Origin of the sequence: Streptomyces sp. NPDC047002 (assembly GCF_040704505.1) — a bacterium.
In the GTDB taxonomy this organism is placed as follows: Bacteria; Actinomycetota; Actinomycetes; order Streptomycetales; family Streptomycetaceae; genus Streptomyces.
The window spans coordinates 101,783-115,486 of the sequence record NZ_JBEYWC010000012.1 but is presented as its reverse complement, the minus strand read 5'-3'; the positions used below and the strand labels follow the sequence as shown (position 1 = coordinate 115,486).

11 protein-coding genes are annotated in these 13,704 nt (G+C 74.4%); 5 read left to right on the top strand and 6 right to left on the bottom strand.

The window, feature by feature from the left end; all coding sequences use genetic code 11:
* The first annotated feature begins 79 nt into the window (after nucleotides 1–79).
* Together AB0910_RS14330 and AB0910_RS14325 are read left to right on the top strand one after the other, a co-directional pair.
* The gene (locus AB0910_RS14330) at nucleotides 80–1,321 is read left to right on the top strand and encodes a family 16 glycosylhydrolase (RefSeq protein WP_366744889.1); all 1,242 of its coding nucleotides are present in this window, start codon (nucleotides 80–82) and stop codon (nucleotides 1,319–1,321) included.
* Nucleotides 1,321–3,573: an RICIN domain-containing protein gene (locus tag AB0910_RS14325; RefSeq protein WP_366744888.1), complete on the top strand. Its 2,253-nt coding sequence runs from the start codon at nucleotides 1,321–1,323 to the stop codon at nucleotides 3,571–3,573. The genes AB0910_RS14330 and AB0910_RS14325 overlap by 1 nt, the downstream gene beginning before the upstream one ends.
* A gap of 23 nt (nucleotides 3,574–3,596) precedes the next feature.
* Here AB0910_RS14325 and AB0910_RS14320 read toward each other — a convergent pair whose 3' ends face one another.
* From AB0910_RS14320 to AB0910_RS14305, 4 genes are all read right to left on the bottom strand, one after another.
* A complete protein-coding gene (locus AB0910_RS14320; RefSeq protein WP_366744887.1) occupies nucleotides 3,597–4,100 on the bottom strand; it encodes a hypothetical protein in 504 nt (167 codons plus the stop codon).
* 146 nt (nucleotides 4,101–4,246) lie between these two features.
* Nucleotides 4,247–4,768 carry a sigma-70 family RNA polymerase sigma factor gene (locus AB0910_RS14315; protein WP_366744886.1) on the bottom strand — a complete coding sequence of 174 codons (522 nt, stop codon included), beginning with the start codon at nucleotides 4,766–4,768 and terminating at the stop codon, nucleotides 4,247–4,249.
* A 208-nt stretch (nucleotides 4,769–4,976) separates the two neighbouring features.
* The gene (locus AB0910_RS14310; RefSeq protein WP_366744885.1) at nucleotides 4,977–5,954 is read right to left on the bottom strand and encodes an SCO0930 family lipoprotein; all 978 of its coding nucleotides are present in this window, start codon (nucleotides 5,952–5,954) and stop codon (nucleotides 4,977–4,979) included.
* Nucleotides 5,955–6,005: 51 nt separating this feature from the next.
* Entirely contained in the window at nucleotides 6,006–8,894 is a 2,889-nt protein-coding gene (locus tag AB0910_RS14305) for a BTAD domain-containing putative transcriptional regulator (protein WP_366744884.1), read from the bottom strand.
* Between the two features lie 222 nt (nucleotides 8,895–9,116).
* On the opposite strand from AB0910_RS14305, the gene AB0910_RS14300 reads away from it, so the two are divergent.
* Nucleotides 9,117–9,407 carry a UBP-type zinc finger domain-containing protein gene (locus AB0910_RS14300; protein ID WP_366744883.1) on the top strand — a complete coding sequence of 97 codons (291 nt, stop codon included), beginning with the start codon at nucleotides 9,117–9,119 and terminating at the stop codon, nucleotides 9,405–9,407.
* A gap of 51 nt (nucleotides 9,408–9,458) precedes the next feature.
* On the opposite strand, the gene AB0910_RS14295 is transcribed toward AB0910_RS14300, so the two are convergent.
* Together AB0910_RS14295 and AB0910_RS14290 are read right to left on the bottom strand one after the other, a co-directional pair.
* Nucleotides 9,459–10,241, bottom strand: coding sequence for a VOC family protein (locus AB0910_RS14295; RefSeq protein ID WP_366744882.1), 783 nt, complete (start codon nucleotides 10,239–10,241; stop codon nucleotides 9,459–9,461).
* 96 nt (nucleotides 10,242–10,337) lie between these two features.
* Nucleotides 10,338–11,069 carry a YoaK family protein gene (locus tag AB0910_RS14290; RefSeq protein ID WP_366744881.1) on the bottom strand — a complete coding sequence of 244 codons (732 nt, stop codon included), beginning with the start codon at nucleotides 11,067–11,069 and terminating at the stop codon, nucleotides 10,338–10,340.
* Nucleotides 11,070–11,347: 278 nt separating this feature from the next.
* Here AB0910_RS14290 and AB0910_RS14285 point away from each other — a divergent pair, with 278 nt between their 5' ends.
* Together AB0910_RS14285 and AB0910_RS14280 are read left to right on the top strand one after the other, a co-directional pair.
* Nucleotides 11,348–12,661, top strand: a complete 1,314-nt coding sequence (locus tag AB0910_RS14285; protein WP_366744880.1) for a D-arabinono-1,4-lactone oxidase — start codon at nucleotides 11,348–11,350, stop codon at nucleotides 12,659–12,661.
* Between the two features lie 26 nt (nucleotides 12,662–12,687).
* Nucleotides 12,688–13,692, top strand: coding sequence for a serine hydrolase (locus AB0910_RS14280; protein WP_366744879.1), 1,005 nt, complete (start codon nucleotides 12,688–12,690; stop codon nucleotides 13,690–13,692).
* The last annotated feature ends 12 nt before the right edge of the window (nucleotides 13,693–13,704 follow it).

Here is a 13,704-nt window from a genome sequence, read left to right as displayed (position 1 = left end):
CCGGCTCCGTATGTCATGCGCACGCCCTTCTCGCCCGTCCCCACCAGAAGCGATGTGATGACCTGTGCGAACCCGATGGATGCGAAGACTCGCGCTGTCCGCCGCGACCCTCCTGTGCTGCTCCGGCGCCGTCGCCGCGCTCCCCACCGCAGCCACCGCGGCGCCCGCGGCCCCGCGCGCCGCCGCCGCGACGTTCACCGACGACTTCGACGGCCCCGCGGGAGCGGGCCCCGACGGCAGCAGGTGGAACACCGAGACCGGTGACAACGTCGACAACCACGAACGCGAGTACTACACCCCGGGCAACGCCAACGCGAAGCTGGACGGCCAGGGCCACCTGGTGATCGAGGCGCGCAAGGAGAACCCCGGCAACTACCAGTGCTGGTACGGCCGTTGCGAGTACACCTCGGCCCGTCTCAACACCTCGGGCAAGTTCTCCGCGCAGTACGGGCACGTCGAGACCCGGATGAAGATCCCGCGCGGCCAGGGCATGTGGCCCGCCTTCTGGATGCTCGGCAACGACATCGGCAGCGTCGGCTGGCCCAACAGCGGCGAGATCGACATCATGGAGAACGTCGGCTTCGAGCCAGGCTCCGTGCACGGCACCATCCACGGCCCCGGCTACTCCGGGTCCGGCGGCATCGGCGCCGGCTACACCCTCCCCGGCGGCCAGGCGTTCGCCGACGCCTTCCACACCTTCGCCGTCGACTGGTCGCCGAACTCCATCACCTGGTCCGTGGACGGCAACGCCTACGAGACCCGTACGCCCGCCGACCTCGGCGGCAGGAGCTGGGCGTTCAACAAGCCGTTCTTCCTGATCCTCAACCTCGCGGTCGGCGGCTACTGGCCCGGCGACCCGGACGGCTCCACCCCCTTCCCCTCCCAGCTCGTCGTGGACTACGTCCACGTCACCACGAGCAACACCACACCGCCGCCCTCGGGCACCCACACCATCACCGGCATCGGCGGCAAGTGCATGGACGCCGCCGCCGCGAGCAACGCCAACGGCACCCCCGTACAGCTCTACGACTGCAACGGCTCAGGCGCCCAGGCGTGGACGGTCGGTTCCGACGGCACCCTGCGGGTGCTCGGCAAGTGCCTCGACGCCACGGGCAACGGCACCGCCGACGGCACCCAGCTCCAGCTGTGGGACTGCACCGGCGGCCCCAACCAGAAGTTCACGCCCAACGCCGCCCACGACATCACCAACGCGCAGGCGAACAAGTGCGTGGACGCCACAGGCCAGAGCTCGGCCAACGGCACCCGGCTGCAGCTGTGGACCTGCACCGGCACCGCCAACCAGAAGTGGACGGTGAACTGATGGCCCCCTCCCGCGCTGCCCGGCCGGGCAGCGCGGCCACCGGGCCGGGGAGCCGCAGGCGGCGCGCCCTGCTCGGCGCGCTCGCCGGCGCGGCCGCCCTGTGCGCCTCCGTCCTCGTCGTCCCGCACGGCACGGCGGCCGCAGCGCCCGTTCGCGCGGCCGCCGTGCCCACCGGCTGGCTCGACGTCGTCGGCAAGGGCAGCGGCAAGTGCGTGGACGCGGCCGCCGCTGCCACCGCCGACGGCACCGCGGTCCAGCAGTACGCCTGCAACGGCACCACCGCCCAGAACTGGCAGTTCACCGCGACCAGCGGCGGCTACTACCAGGTCGGCAACCGCAACGCCCCCGCGCAGGCCTGGGACGTCACCGACGTCTCCACCGCCGACAACGCGAAGATCCAGCTGTGGAACTACACGGGCGGCACCAACCAGCAGTGGCTGCCCGTCGCCGAGTCCGGCGGCGCGTACCACTTCGTCAACCGCAACAGCGGCAAGTGCCTCGACGTGCCGGCGGCCTCCACCGCCGACAGCGTCCAGCTCGGCCAGTACACCTGCAACGGCACGGCGGCCCAGTCGTTCACCCTGCAGCCGGCCGACCCGCCGCCGCCCCCCGGCACCCCCGACCTCGGCCCGAACGTCACGGTCTTCGACCCCTCGATGTCCGCCGCGAGCATCCAGTCCAAGCTGACCTCGGTCTTCAACCAGCAGGAGACCAACCAGTTCGGCAGCCGGCGGCAGGCGTTCCTCTTCCGCCCCGGCACCTACAGCGCCGACGTCAACGTCGGCTTCTACACCCAGGTGGCCGGGCTCGGCCTCAGCCCCGACGACGTCGACATCAACGGCGCGGTGCACGCGGAGGCCGACTGGTTCCCGCCGAACAACGCCACCCAGAACTTCTGGCGCGATGCCGAGAACCTCTCCGTCACCCCCACGGGCGGCACCGACCGCTGGGCCGTCTCGCAGGCCGCCCCCTACCGCCGCATGCACGTGCGCGGCAACCTCGCGCTCGACGACGGCGGTTGGGCAAGCGGCGGATTCATGGCCGACAGCACGATCGACGGCCAGGTCAGGTCGGGCACCCAGCAGCAGTGGCTGTCCCGCAACGACAACTGGGGCAGCTGGAGCGGCTCCAACTGGAACATGGTCTTCGTCGGCGACCGCAACGCGCCGGCCAACTCCTTCCCCAACCCGCCCTACACCACCGTCAACCAGACACCGAAGGTCGCGGAGAAGCCGTTCCTCTACGTGGACGGCGCGAACAACTGGAACGTCTTCGTACCGGCCCAGCGCACGGCCACCACCGGCACCACCTGGGGGAACGGCAACCCGCCCGGCACGTCCCTGCCCCTGAGCCAGTTCTCCATCGTCAAGCCGGGCGCCACCGCGACCGACATGAACAACGCGCTGGCCCAGGGCAAGAACCTGCTGGTGACCCCAGGCGTCTACCACCTGGACCGGACGCTGGACATCACCCGCGCGGGCACCGTCGTCCTCGGGCTCGGCCTCGCCACCCTCGTACCCGACAACGGCATCGAGGCCGTCAGGACCGCCGACGTCGGCGGGCTCAGGCTCGCGGGCCTGCTCATCGACGCGGGCACCACCAACTCCGCCCGCCTGATGGAGATCGGGCCCGACGGGTCGAACGCGAGCCACGCCTCCGACCCGGCCGAGCTGAGCGACGTGTTCTTCCGCATCGGCGGCGCGGGCGTCGGCAAGGCCACCACCAGCCTCGTCGTCAACAGCCGCGACGTCATCGGCGACCACATGTGGCTCTGGCGCGCCGACCACGGCAGCGGCGTCGGCTGGAACACCAACACCGCCGACACCGGGCTCGTCGTCAACGGCGCCGACGTCACCATGTACGGCCTGTTCGTGGAGCACTACGAGAAGGACCAGGTCGTCTGGAACGCCGACGGCGGCCGCACGTACTTCTTCCAGAACGAGATGCCCTACGACCCGCCGAACCAGGCCGCCTGGATGGACGGATCCCAACAGGGACACCCCGCCTACAAGGTGGCGGACAACGTCACCAGCCACGAGGCGTGGGGCCTCGGCAGCTACTGCTTCTTCAGCACCAACCCGTCCGTCACCGCCGAGCACTCCTTCGAGGTGCCGAACACGGCGGGAGTGAAGTTCCACGACATGGTCTCGGTGTCCCTCGGCGGCACGGGCACCATCCGGCACGTCATCAACGACCGCGGGGGACCGGCCAACTCCTCCTCCAACGTGGCCGACCTGGTCAGCTACCCCTGACCCGGCAGCACACCGCACGACCCTCAGGACGCCGGGCCCCGCACCGCGGGCCCGGCGTCCGCGGGTTCCACCTCCAGACGGCGCCGCCGCCGCGGCCCCCGGTAGAGCAGCGCCTCCCAGCCGTGGCGTGCCAGCACCCCGGCGCACCGCCGCAGCGCGTCCTCCTCGGCGAGCGCCGCGCCGGAGCCGGGCGGGCCGAGCCACTCCACCACCGCCGTGCCGGGGCGCTCCCCTTCCCGTACCGCGTAGCCCGCGGCCGTACGGGCGCCCCGCGCGTCCACGGCGGACGGCGGCAGGTCCGCGGCCTCGAGCAGCAGCGCCACCGCGCGCACCGGCCGCGCCCGCTCCCAGGGCGCGGGCGCTGCCGCCGGATCGCCGGGGCCCGTGCCGGTCAGGCGCCGGATCTGGAGCAGCCCCTCGTACGCCACCGCAACCTCGGCGCGGCGCGCCCCTGCGCCGCCGGCCGGGCCCGGCGCGTGCCCGGTGGCCGCGGTGAAGCCGCCCTGTCCCGCGTGCTCGTCCGCCACACCGCATCCAAACACGGCGGGCCGCTCCGCGTCACCGCGCTGCCGTGTCGAACCCCGGGCGCCTCCCCCTCGTGTGAGAGGGGAGGAGGGCCCAGGGCCCCTGGCGGGAGACGGGTGAGGACATGGGGAGCGGAGCCGGTGCGCGGTCAGCGCCTGCCGCGGGCCCGCAGGTTGCCGAGCGCGTAGTGCTGGCGCGACTTGACGGTGCCGACGGGCACCCCGAGTATCCCCGCGGTCTCCTGCACGGTCCTGCCGCACAGATAGGTGTGCACCAGCACCTCGCGGTGCTCCGCCGAGAGCTGGCGCAGCAGGTGCAGCGCGTCCACGGACGCGAGCACCGCGTCGGCGTGGTCCCGCTGGGTGACGTCGGGGTTGTCGGCGCCGACCGTCTCGTACCGCGACGACGCGCTGCGCATCCGGTCGATCACGAGGTTGCGGGTCACCGTCAGCAGCCAGCCGCGCACCGATCCCTCGGTGCTGTACAGGCGCTCCGTGTGGTTCCAGGCGCGGATGAGCGTCTCCTGGACGATGTCCTCGGCGAGGTGCCGGTCGCTCAGCAGCCGCTCCGCGTACGAGAGGAGGGCCTTGGCGTGGTCGGTCACCAGAACGTGCAGGAGGTGTTCCCGGCGTGCGGTGGGGGAGGCGTCGGGAGCGGCGATCGTCGTCATGGTCTCTGTTTCCTGAGGGGGAGGTCGTGCGGGTGCCACGCGCGCGGAGCTGCCCCGTCCGCCGCCTGGCCAAGGGGCTCGCGGGCAGGGAGTTCCGACGAGTCGAGCGTAGGAAGAGGCCGGTGACGAAGGAGTGACGTATTTCTGTACGCGCCCGGCCCGGCCCGGCACCGGCGCGGCGGCCGCCGCGGGCCGCCGGGCCGGCTGCTCAGTAGCCGTAGCCGGAGCCCGCGGGGGCGCTCGCCGCGGTGGAGCCCTGCGCCGCGGGCGCCTGCGGCCCCTTGGCGGCGGGCACGGTCTTGCCCCGGTCGATCGCGGTGATGTGCTGCCTGACGGCGAACCACACGCCCTTGACGTTCTGGCCGTTGGTCTGGCCGGGCGCGGTGTCGCCCTTGAAGGTGTAACCGGGCCAGCAGTTGAACGACTCCTGGCGGGTGCCGTCCGGGGTGGTGAAGGTGAACAGAGCCTTCTCCGGCAGCCCCGCGGCCTTCGCGTCCGCGTTCGTGACGACGCCGGTCGGCGTCCACGCCGCCAGGCAGTCCGAGCCGCAGGCCGTCTTCATGGGCCAGGGCTGGTCCTTCGTGAACAGGTACAGCGTCCTGCCGTCCTTGTCCTGGAGCACCTTGCCCAGCTTCGGGTCGTCGAGCACGCCGAGCGCGGGGCGGGTCACGCCCGCCTTCCAGCCGTCGGGTGCGGACGCGTACCAGACACCGCCGACACCCTGGCCCTTGACGTCGCCCGGCCTGGCGTCCTTCGCGTAGTAGTAGAGCGGCTTGCCCGCGAGCGTGAGCTGCTTGGAGCCGTCGGCGCGGGTGAGGGAGCCCAGCAGGTCAGGATTGAGGCCCTGGCCCGCGGAGGCGCCCGCCGCCGGGACCGGCGGCCACAGGGCGGCGCAGTCGCCCGCGCAGTTCGAGGTGCCGGGTGTGTCCTTGTCGAACACGTAGAGGGACATGCCCCGGCCGTCCGCCACCACCGACTTCAGCTTCGGGTCGGTGTGCAGCGCGAGCGTGCCTGCGGTGGCGGAAGCGGACGGCGCCGCGGACGCGGCGCCCGCCGCTGCGGAAGCCGCCGGGCTCGCGGGGGCCGAGGGCTTCGCGTCGCCACTGCCGGCGCCGCAGGCCGAAACGGCGGCAAGGGCGGTGGCCGCGGCCCCGAACAGCAGGGCGGTGCGGATTCTCTTCGTCATCGTATTCCTAGGTGGTCGCCTGGCGTCCGCCCCTGGGCGGCGCCTCCACCCCTATATACGGAGACGCGAGGGTCCCGCGTTCAGCTCGGAGTTCCGCACTTTGCCGCGGATGTGCGCGGCGTCCGGATGGCCGATGTCCTCCAGGATCTCCGCCGCGTCGCGCCATGCGAGCACCGCGCGGGCCGGCTCGCCCGACGCCTGGAGTGTGTCGCCGATGTGCACCAGTGTGTCGGCCTCCAGAGAGCTGTCGCGTATCTCCCGGTACACGTCGAGCGCGTGCCCGAAGCACTCAAGTGCCCTGCGGTGCTCGCCGCGGTGGTGGTACGCGTAGCCGAGGCTGTCCCAGGCCGCCGCCTCGCCGTTGCGGTCGCCGATCCGCTGGTGCGCGTCGAGCGCGAGGCGGCACGCGTCCAGCGCCTCCCCGTACGAGCCGAGCAGGATGTACGTCCAGCCGACCTCGTTGAGGACGCCCGCCTCGCCGCTGAGCTCCCCCGTCGTGCGGTACAGCGCGGACGCCAGGCGGTAGTGGTCGAGCGCGTCGACGTGCCTGCCGCGCGTGTTGGCGAGAAACGCCAGGTGCCTGTGGGTGCGGCCCTGCCCCGCGGTGTCGCCCGTCTCGCCGAACAACTCCAGCGCGTGCAGCAGGTGTTCACGCGACTGGTCGGCCTGCCCCAGCCGGCACGCCGTCAGGCCGAGCGCACGGTGCGCGTAGGCCTGCCCGCGTACGTCGCCGAGCTTCTGCGCGGTCAGCACGGCCGTCGACTGCGCGGTCAGCTGCTCCTGCCAGCGGCCGTGCCGGTCCAGATAGCGTTCGAGGACGGACGCCAGGCGCCAGCAGTACGGCGCCCTGCCGCGCCGCGCGCCCTGCTCGACGGCGCCGAGCAGCACCGGGCGCTCCGTGTCGAGCCACTGGCGCGCCGCGGTCTGGTCGTCGAAGGACACCGGCTCGGAGCCGGGCGACGGCGCTTCGAGCGCGACGCGCTCGCGGTAGGGGGCCAGCACCCGGTCGGCCGCGTGGGCGCTGTGCAGGAGGTGGTCGTACAGCCGCAGGGCCGCAGCCTCCGGCTCCTCGGGCCGCCCCTCCTCTTCGACGAGCTCCGCCATGTACGCCCGCAGCAGCTCGTGCGCGCAGAAGCGGCCGGGCACCGTCTCCAGCATCAGGTGCGCGCGCACCAGTTCGGCGAGCAGCGGCCGCACCGCGCGGGTCGGCAGCGCCACCAGGCTCGCGGCGGCGCGCACCGAGCAGTCGGGCCCCGGGTGCTGCGACAGCAGCCGGAAGAGGCGCGCGGCCCCCGGGCTGAGCGTGCGGTACGACCAGGAGAAGACGCACCGCGCGTCGGTGAGCGGGTCCTCGCCCGCGAACGCGTCGAGACTGCCGTGGCTCTCCCGCAGCTCCGCAGCGATGGAGGCCAGCGAGAAGCCCGGGTGCACGGCGGCCCGCGCGCTGACGATCGCCAGCGCGAGCGGCAGCCGGCCGCAGCGCGTGATGATCTCCTCCACCGCGCGCGGCTCCAGCACGACCCGGTCGGGCCCCAGCCGGTTGGCCAGCAGCTCCCGCGCCTCCGCCTCGGTCAGCAGGTCGAGCGTCATCGACCGGGCACCGTCGCTCGCGACAAGACCGTTCAGCTGGTTGCGGGAGGTGACGACGGCGAGGCAGCCGGGCGACGCGGGAAGCAGCGGCCGCACCTGCTCGGAGTCGCGCGCGTTGTCCAGCACCACCAGCACCCGGCGGTCCGCGAGCAGGCTGCGGTAGAGCGCCGTCTGCGCGTCGAGCCCGGACGGCACCTGCTGCGCCGGCACCCCGAGCGCTTCGAGGAACGACAGCAGCGCCTCGCCGGGCGGCATCACCGCGCCCGCCGGGTGGAACCCGCGCAGATTCACGTAGAGCTGCCCGTCGGGGAAGCGGTCGGCGACCTCGTGCGCCCAGTGCACCGCGAGCGTGGTCTTGCCGACCCCCGCCATGCCGCCGATCGCGCTGATGACCACGGCGCCCGGCTGCTCGCCCGCCGCGGACAGCAGCGCCCTCGACCGGGTCAGCTCGGCCCGCCGTCCGCTGAAGACCGCGAGATCCGGCGGGAGCTGGGCGGGCCGCACCCGCGGCCCTGCGGCCGGGCGTACGGCGTCCGCGGCCCCGGCCGGCTCCTGCGGCTGCGCATCCCCGGCCGCGCCGGGCGCCGCTGCCACGCTCTGCCGCAGCACCTGCTCCTGCGCGGCCCGCAGCTCGGGACCCGGGTCGATCCCGAGGTCGTCGGCGAGCCGGGTGCGCACCGCCCGGTGGACCTCCAGCGCCTCGGCCTGGTGCCCCGTCGCCGCGAGCACCAGCATCAGCCGCGCCTGGAGCGCCTCGTCGAGCGGATGGTGCGCCGCGGCCCGCCTGAGGGTGATCAGCACCCGCTCGGTCACCCCTGGCCCCGCGGCCAGCGCGTGCTCGGCGGCCTCCTTGAGCGCGAGCAGGTGCTCGCGGTCGACGGCGGCGAACACCGGGTGGGAGCGCGCCTGCGACGGTATGCCGGAGGCGGTGGGCCCGCGCCACAGCCCGAGCGCCTCGACCAGCAGCTCCGTTGCCTTCGCCGGCTCGCCGTCCCGCGCGAGCCGCTCGGCCTCCTGCCGCATCGAGCGGAACCGCAGCAGGTCGAGCGCCCCGGGGTCGACATCGAGCCGGTACCCGCCGGAGCCGCGCACCAGGCACCGGGACGCGCCCCGGCCCGGCAGCCCGGGCTCCAGCAGGCGGCGCAGCGCGCCCACGTGCCGGTGGACGACGTTCACCGCGCTGTCCGGCGGGTCCTGGCCCCAGAGCACGTCGACGATCTCGTGCATCGCCACCGGGTGGCCCGCCTGCGTCAGGAGCAGCGCGAGCAGGGCCCGCTGCTTGGGCGGGCCCAGTGCGAGCTCGCTCTCGCCGCGCCATGCCCTGACAGGTCCCAGTACTGTGAAGCGCACGGTGAGTGAGTCTAGGACCGCCCCCGAGGCTCCCGTACCGCGCGTCCGCCATGCGCACAGGTCTGTCACACCTCCGATGTCCGCCCCCGCGGCCGCGGGGCATGTCCTGCTGGCGGGACGCCCCGCACAGCCGTACGGTTGTCGTGCGACCGACTACGCGACGTGACCGGAAAGGTCGGACGGGCGGACACCATGGCTCAGAACGAAGAACCCGCGGCGCGAATGGCGATCTGCAGCCACCTGGCGGATGTGGAACCGGTGACCGCGGACAGTGAGGACACCTGCCCCGACTGTGTGGCGCTCGGCGACACCTGGGTGCACCTGCGCGAGTGCCAGAACTGCGGGCACGTGGGCTGCTGCGACTCCTCCAAGAACAAGCACGCCACCGCACACCACGACGCGACAGGACACCCGCTGATCCGCAGCTACGAGCCCGGCGAGGGCTGGTGGTGGTGCTACGAGGACGGCGTGGCCTTCGAGGTCGAGGGCATGGGACCGGTCCGCCCCCTCTGACCCCGTACGGCCCCGCGCCCCGGCAGCGGCGGCGCGGGACCGCCCCGCGGCTCAGGCGGGCGTGACGGTGAACAGGGCGCCGTCCGGATCGCGCAGCGTGGCGTCGCGCTCCTGCGCTCCCTCGGCCGTGGACGCCACCAGCGAGCCGCCGCCCGCGACGGCCGCGGCCACGGACCCCGCCACGTCGGGCACCCGGAAGTACACCCGCCAGCGCGGCCTGGCCTCCGGGTCGGGCGACGCGGGCACCGCCCCGCCGCCGATGCGCGCCACCATCCGCCCGCCCTGCCGCAGCACCGCGTCCCCGTCCTCGTACACCGGGGACAGCGCACTGCCGCCCTCCGACCAGCCGAGCACCGGCTCGTAGAAGCCGGTCGCCGCGGCCGCGTCCCGGGTGCGCAGCTCCAGCCACGCGGGCGCGGAGCCCCGCCCGACCGTCCAGTCGGAGCGTACGGACCCCTCCCAGATGCCGAAGGCCGCGCCGTCCGGGTCGCCGGCGAGCGCGGCGCGCCCGGTGTGGAACGCGAGCGGGCCCACGGCGACGGTCGCGCCACGCTCCCGGATCCTGGCGGCCGCGGCGTCCACGTCGGTCACCGCGAAGTACGGCGTCCAGGCTGCGGCCACCTGGAGCGAGGAGGCGAGGCCCCCGATGCCCGCGACGGGCGAGCCGCCCGCGAGGGCGACGCAGAAGCCGTCGCCGAGGCTGGTGTCCCGGTAGGTCCAGCCCAGCACGTCGGCGTAGAAGCGCTGCGCTCCCGCCAGATCGCGGGAGAGCAGGGTCACCCAGCACGGTGCCCCCGCGACCGTCTCAGAACGCGCTCTCTGCACCTGCTCCATGCGGCTCTCACTCCACCCGGTTCGACGGCGTCCCCGCGGCCTTACTCTGCCAGGTCCGCGCGGGCGCGCCGGTGCCCGGGTACGGGGCCCAGGGCCTCAGCGGACCGGCAGCGCCGGGCCGCCCCCGGGGTCCGCGTGCGCCGGCGGGGGAGCCAGCAGGAAGCAGGCGGCCGCGCAGCCGACGAGCACCGCGGCGAGGCCGACCACCCCTGCGGAGGTGACCCGCAGCAGCAGCGCGCCCGCCGCCGCGCCCGCCAGCATCGTCACCACCGACGCGGCCTTGCGCAGCTGGCTCGCCTCTGCGCCCTGGCCGAGCGCGCTGCCCGCGGCGAACCCGGCGAGCGACTGGGTGATGACCGTCGTGGTCACGTCGCGTGCGCCCATGAGCCGCACGACGGACGTCTGGGCGCCGAGGCAGAGCGCGAGGACCGCGATCAGCACGTAGCGCGGCCCGCCCGTGGTGGCCAATGGGCCCGCGCCGACCAGGGCGGCGAGGGCCGCGAAGACCAGCGCCTCACCGGCGAACGCGGCCCCCGGCCGCCGCCCGCCGTGCCGTCGTGGTCCGCCGGGCCCGGCCGCCTGCCCGATCCTGCCGCCGAGCAGCGATCCCGCGGCGAACGCGGCCATCGCCGTCAGCGGGCCCGCCACGGACAGGCCGGAGCCCGGGGCCACGGAGAAGCCGAGGAGCAGGACGTTTCCCGTCATGTTGCCGACGAAGGCGCGGCCGAGGCGCAGATAGCAGAAGGCGTCGACAAGGCCGGTCGAGAAGGTCAGGAACAGCAGCGCCGGCACCGCCCACCGGTCCGCCACGGGCAGCCGCCCGGCCATGGACCCCACCTGCCTTCCACCGGACCGGGCCCGGCGTGTCAGAGTTCTCGCAGTTCTCGCAGTTCTCGCAGTTCCGGCAGTTCGCGCAGCGCCGGCCGTTCCCGCACTGCCCGCAGTGCGGGAACGCCCCGCTGCTCCCGCAGCATCCGTTGTTCCCGCAGTCCACGCTCATTCGACCACGATCGAGCGCCGGGTCCTCCCGCCCCGGCGCAGCGGGCCACCGCCCGGCGGGCCCACCGCCGCGAACGGGACCCGCGCCGCAGCAGAAGGAGACAGTCGTGCGCCCCACGCCAGGAGCGACCCCCGCAGCGAGCCGCGCCAACTGGGCAGGCAATATCGTCTTCCGCGCCGCGCGCCTGCACACGCCGGCGACCGTCGAGGCACTGCGCGCCACCGTCGCGGCAGGCGACCGGGTCAGGGTGCTCGGCAGCGGCCACTCCTTCAACGCGCTCGCCGACACGACGGGCGACCTGGTCTCCGTCGCCGGGCTGCCCGCGACCGTGGACATCGACGCGGAGGCGCGCGCCGCCGAGGTCTCCGGCGGCCTGCGGTTCGCCGGGTTCACCGCAGCCCTGCACCGCGCGGGGCTCGCCCTGCACAACCTGGGATCGCTGCCGCACATCTCCCTCGCCGGCGCCTGCGCCACCGGCACCCACGGCTCGGGTGCGGGCAACGGCTCGATCGCCACGGCCGTGCGCGCGCTGGAACTGGTCACCGCCGACGGCTCCTCGCTCACCCTGGAGCGCGGCGACGAGGGCTTCGACGGCGCCGTCGTCAGCCTCGGCGCCCTGGGCGTCGTCACCCGCGCCACCCTCGACCTGGTCCCCTCCTTCGACGTGCGGCAGTGGGTGTACGAGGGGCTGCGGGGCGCCGTGCTGCGCGAGCGGTTCGACGAGGTGCTGACGGCCGCGTACAGCGTGAGCCTGTTCACCCGCTGGCGCGCCGACGAGATCGAGCAGGTCTGGCTCAAGCAGCGCGTCGGCGACCCGGTGCCGGCCACCGAGGGCACCACGGGCGACGCGCCGGGCACCTGGCTCGGCGCGCGCCTCGCGGACGGCCCGCGCCACCCGGTGCCCGGCATGGACCCGGCGCACTGCACTGTCCAGGGCGGCGAGACGGGCCCCTGGCACGAGCGGCTGCCGCACTTCCGCGCCCAGTTCACCCCGAGCAACGGCGACGAGCTCCAGAGCGAGTACTTCGTGGCACGCGAGGACGGCCCCGCCGCCTACGAGGCGCTGCGCGCCGTCGCCGACCGCATCGCCCCCGTGCTCCAGGTCGGCGAGATACGCGCCGTCGCCGCCACCGGCCTGTGGCTCGACCCGGCGCACGGCCGCGACTCGGTCGCCTTCCACTTCACCTGGGTCCAGGACCTCGAAGCGGTCACGCCCGCGCTCGCCGCCATCGAGGAGGCGCTCGCACCGTTCGCGGTCCGGCCGCACTGGGGGAAGGTGTTCCTCATGGGCGGCGACCGGCTGCGGGAGCTCTACCCGCGCTTCGACGACTTCCGTGCCCTGGCCGCACGGCTCGACCCGGAGGGTGTCTTCCGCAACGAGCTGACCTGCGATTTCTTCGGCTGGGAGCTGGGCGGCTGACCGCGCGGGGAGCTGGGCGGCTGACCGTGCGGGCGGCCCCGGCCGCATCCCCTCGCCGCCCCCTGCTCTGCGCCGCCGCGGTCGCCGCCCTCCTCGCCGCCGCCTGGGCGGCGGCGGACGGCGCAGGCACCGCCGACGCCGCCGACGGCCGGGCCCCGATGACCGCGCTCACCACGCCGCAGCTCACCGCGATACCGGCCCCGCGCAGCGCCCCGCCTTCCCCTGTCGTCCCCGCGGCGCCGGCCCCCGCCACCTCCGTGGCCGCCCCGACACGGGCCGCGCCAGCCGCGGCCCACGGCACACCGGAGCACGCCGTGCGCGAACTGCCCATCACCCTCGACAAGGGCTCGCACGCCGCGCTCTCCGTCGCCGCGCTCGACCTCACCGACGGCCGCAGGGCCGGATACGGCACCTCGGACGAACCCGTCTTCGACACCGCGAGCATCGTCAAGGCCGACGTGCTCGCCGCGCTGCTGCTGCGCGCCCAGGACTCGGGGCACGCCCTCACAGCGGCCCAGCGCGGCCTCGCGTCCGCCATGATCAAATCGAGCGACAACCAGTCCACCGACCGGCTCTGGAACACCATCGGCGGCACCGCGGGACTCACCCGCGCCAACCGCACGCTCGGCCTGACGCACACCACGGCAGGCGCGGGCGGCCTGTGGGGGCTCACCCAGACCACCGCGCACGACCAGCTGACGCTGCTGTCCGCCGTGTACGGCACCGGGCACTCGCCGCTCACCGCCGCATCCCGCGCCTACGCGCGCTCCCTCATGGCCGGGGTGGAGGCGGACCAGCGCTGGGGAGTCTCGGCCGGCGGCACCCCGACAGGACTCAAGAACGGCTGGCTGCCGCGCAGCGCCACCGGCACGTGGGACATCAACAGCATCGGCGCCGTCACCGCGGGCGGGCACCGCGTCCTGCTCGCCACCCTGTCGTCGGGCAACTCCGGCATGGACGCGGGGATCTCCCTCGTCGAGAAGGGCGCGCGGGCCGCCGTGGCCGCGCTCGGCCTGCACGCCACGACCTGACGCGCCGGGGCC

What these genes read in the sequence shown, in the direction of transcription:
- AB0910_RS14300 (WP_366744883.1), top strand. Translation starts at nt 9,117, where the DNA reads ATGGCGATCTGCAGCCACCTGGCGGATGTGGAACCGGTGACCGCGGAC.
- AB0910_RS14295 (WP_366744882.1), bottom strand. Translation starts at nt 10,241, where the DNA reads ATGGAGCAGGTGCAGAGAGCGCGTTCTGAGACGGTCGCGGGGGCACCG.
- AB0910_RS14315 (WP_366744886.1), bottom strand. Translation starts at nt 4,768, where the DNA reads ATGACGACGATCGCCGCTCCCGACGCCTCCCCCACCGCACGCCGGGAA.
- AB0910_RS14290 (WP_366744881.1), bottom strand. Translation starts at nt 11,069, where the DNA reads ATGGCCGGGCGGCTGCCCGTGGCGGACCGGTGGGCGGTGCCGGCGCTG.
- AB0910_RS14310 (WP_366744885.1), bottom strand. Translation starts at nt 5,954, where the DNA reads ATGACGAAGAGAATCCGCACCGCCCTGCTGTTCGGGGCCGCGGCCACC.
- AB0910_RS14325 (WP_366744888.1), top strand. Translation starts at nt 1,321, where the DNA reads ATGGCCCCCTCCCGCGCTGCCCGGCCGGGCAGCGCGGCCACCGGGCCG.
- AB0910_RS14330 (WP_366744889.1), top strand. Translation starts at nt 80, where the DNA reads ATGCGAAGACTCGCGCTGTCCGCCGCGACCCTCCTGTGCTGCTCCGGC.